2 protein-coding genes and 1 pseudogene are annotated in these 2700 nt (G+C 49.0%); 1 reads left to right on the top strand and 2 read right to left on the bottom strand.

All coding sequences use genetic code 11. From position 1 onward, the window contains the following. A pseudogene (locus tag CSZ94_RS29105) lies at positions 1–148 on the bottom strand (IS5/IS1182 family transposase); the annotation flags it as partial. A 458-nt stretch (positions 149–606) separates the two neighbouring features. Here CSZ94_RS29105 and CSZ94_RS27045 point away from each other — a divergent pair. Then, positions 607–1833 (top strand): DNA cytosine methyltransferase, encoded by a 1227-nt coding sequence (locus CSZ94_RS27045; RefSeq protein ID WP_102124320.1) that lies wholly within the window; start codon positions 607–609, stop codon positions 1831–1833. A 99-nt stretch (positions 1834–1932) separates the two neighbouring features. Here the strand turns inward: CSZ94_RS27045 and CSZ94_RS27040 are convergent, their stop codons facing one another. Further along, on the bottom strand, positions 1933–2574 hold the full coding sequence (locus CSZ94_RS27040; RefSeq protein ID WP_180977657.1) for an Eco29kI family restriction endonuclease: 642 nt from the start codon (positions 2572–2574) through the stop codon (positions 1933–1935). Between the last annotated feature and the right edge of the window lie 126 nt (positions 2575–2700).

The raw sequence follows: 2700 nt of genomic DNA, 5'->3' as shown, positions 1-2700 counted from the left end.
AATACAGCGCCTGGAAATCATCGTTCATGTTGGCCAGGATGGCATCGACCAGTACTCGCAATTTGCGCAAGGGATGCGCATCCGGGATGCGTTCCTCCAACGAGCGGTAACTGTACAGAGAGTGCTGGGTGACGTCGGTCTTGCGCATGATGGCGGTGGGAAAGTGGGGCTGATGAAACAACGTTTACCGGCCCGTGATGGTTGACGGGCACGGCGATTAATTCAACACCCTGCTAGAGTGTCAACGATTACGCACCCCGCCATGAAACGTTGCGAAATTAGTTCCGTTCCTAGCATTTTCAAGGGTACTTTGAGTAACAACAAATGAGTTCATTGAATACTGTACAAAAACACAGTAAAATGAGACATAAAGAGAGCTTGGCATTCAGGAATAGGGGCGCAGATACCTCCTTCGGTTTGTTCCTCTTGTCTCCATTGCCTTATACTGCTGCACTACTTAAATGTATCCATACAGAAGTTGCCATACACACCATCGCAGTCAAACGAGATTGGTAGTTGCCACCATGCAGTACCAGCTTACTACCCACCACATCGATTCAATAATGTACCGAAAAAGCAGCGGCGTTTCATCCACCGCAAATGACCATGTATAACACGCCCACCCTCTTAGTCCCGTCAGACACGCTAGTGACAAATGCTCGTACCATTGAGTCAATTGAACTATTCGCAGGGGCGGGAGGACTGGCGCTTGGTTTTTCTAGCAATGATGTTCAGCATCGCGCGGTTGTCGAATGGAACAGCCATGCGTGCAATACCTTGCGCAATAACAAACTGCAGCAAGTGGAACCCATCAGTCATTGGCCTGATGTGATAGAAGGCGATGTACGTGATTTTAAATATACAAATCACAACAATATCGATCTGATCACCGGAGGTCCACCATGCCAACCTTTTTCCATGGGTGGGAAGCACGGTGGCTTTCTCGACGAGAGAGATATGTTCCCGCAAGCGATACGTGCTGTCCGAGAGGCCCGGCCGCGCGCGTTTACCTTTGAAAATGTACAAGGTCTAAAACGGGCGGCATTCGCCGACTACTTCAACTACATCCTGCTGCAACTTGAATTCCCCTCACAAATCGTCAAACCGAAAGAGCTGTGGACAGAACACTTGGTCAGGCTGCAAACATACAAGACCAAGGGGGCGCAGAGCGAATATCATGTGTATCACCGTCTGGTCAATGCAGCCAATTATGGTGTTCCGCAAAAGCGCATGCGTATCTTTTTCGTTGGTTTCAGGGCTGATGTTCACAAACCTTGGGACTTCCCAGCAGAAACACATAGTAGTGATGCGCTGGTGCTGACAAAATGGGCAAACGGAAGCTACTGGGAACGTCATCGCATTGCTTCTAAAAAGCGTCCGCCACGGCCCGAAGGCATAGATAAAAAGATTCAAAAAATATTAGCTGCTGATCACGGCACAAACATGCTTGCCTGGCAAACCGTCAGAGATGCTATCTCCGATCTTCCCGACCCTGAGAGATCCTCTACAAAGGAATTGGAGTTAGTGCAAGCACATCGTTTTCAGCCAGGCGCGAGAGCTTATGCCGGGCATACTGGAAGCCCTGTTGATGAACCAGCAAAGGCACTCAAAGCAGGTGACCATGGCGTCCCTGGAGGTGAAAACATGCTACGCCGCACTGACGGCTCGGTCAGGTATTTTACTGTGAGGGAATCAGCACGCATTCAAACCTTCCCTGACAATTTCATATTTGAAGGTACATGGTCTGAGACCATGCGTCAGCTAGGCAACGCCGTGCCTGTAAAGTTAGCGGCAGTGATGGCGCGCGGTGTATGCGCGCTTCTGCGAGAGTAAAAACGGACGCCAGCATGGTAGGAAGTGCATGAGATGCCCCAAAAGCCCCTGCCCCTCCGCCATATTTTGAAGAGTAAATCTGAGTCAAAAATCGCACCACTACTCTGAAGGGGGCATGATCTCGGTCGCTACCTGTTCGAACAAAGCACCGCCTTTTGCGGGAGTAAAAAACCGCTCCCGGTTAATCTGACGCATATCGGCCATGATCCGCTCAAAAATCTGATGGACATCTGTGTAAGGTGTGTGGATTGACAAGTGACCAGCAATCTGATCATTGATCAGCTCAATCGATTTCTGGTTCTCAAAAGTTCTATCCGCCCATTCCCGTCCAGGATGCATGGTATCCCAGGGTGACCGTTTATTGACACGCGTATCGGAACTGTCACCATGCTTCCCAAGACCAAAGCAAATCTTTGTCTCCGAGTTCCAGATCGGCTTAAAAAAGTTGATCAAATAATCTTCGGCCGACTTTTGATATCCGCTTTGCACAATCAGAAAACGACATTCGAAATCTTCAATTTTCAGTGTAGTAGTTGCTTTTCGAATACTTCGAGCATGTTCATTGAGTCGCGCCGATAACTTTGTTCCTTGAGTTACAGCATCCTTGGCACCTTGTCGGTCAGGGTCAGCTTTTCCCACGTAGATAGGATGATCCGTATCTTTCAATGGTAAGTAAGGTGAAAAATCACCTCGATAGTATATCGCATACACCCCCGCACCATAGAATTCAGGGATAGCCACAGGGCGATTGCATGAAGCATCAGGTCGGCAAGCCCAAGACCTTGGCGAGATAGTCGGCATTCCAGCCAGCTTTTAAGCGTTTGGTAGCGATGCCGGCCTTGGTTGTCTTTTCGTTTTTCAGTAAAT

This window comes from Janthinobacterium sp. ROICE36 (genome assembly GCF_002869965.1).
Lineage (GTDB): Bacteria > Pseudomonadota > Gammaproteobacteria > Burkholderiales > Burkholderiaceae_D > Janthinobacterium.
This window is presented reverse-complemented; position numbering and strand designations above follow the sequence as displayed.

Excerpts from the sequence above, each read along its gene's own strand:
- CSZ94_RS27045 (WP_102124320.1), top strand. The coding sequence starts at position 607 with ATGTATAACACGCCCACCCTCTTAGTCCCGTCAGACACGCTAGTGACA.